This is a genomic window from Colwellia marinimaniae (assembly GCF_002207865.1).
Lineage (GTDB): Bacteria > Pseudomonadota > Gammaproteobacteria > Enterobacterales > Alteromonadaceae > Colwellia > Colwellia marinimaniae.
In genome coordinates this window covers 1-234 of the sequence record NZ_BDQM01000533.1, presented here as the reverse complement: position 1 = coordinate 234, position 234 = coordinate 1, and the positions used below count along the sequence as shown (strand labels likewise).

1 protein-coding gene is annotated in these 234 nt (G+C 41.0%); it reads right to left on the bottom strand.

Annotated features, from left to right (window positions below; translation table 11 throughout):
• Positions 1 to 234: hypothetical protein (locus MTCD1_RS21435; RefSeq protein WP_159459938.1), on the bottom strand; the 234-nt coding region annotated here is incomplete at both ends.

Genomic DNA, 234 nt, shown 5'->3' with positions numbered 1-234 from the left:
GGCATCGACTTTTTGATCACCCGAAACAAAATGACCACCGAGACCTGTCAGCCCTATTTCAGTATCACCAGATACTGTGCCTCCAAAATCTATCGTTATTGTTTCATCATTTTCTATCTGTCCATCTCTGCCACTCGAAACACCGATTCCTACACCATGTTGATCATTAAAATCAGTATTCATAAGCGAAATCGATGAACGGGTTTTTCCATCGCTTGTTGCACTTATTGTAAC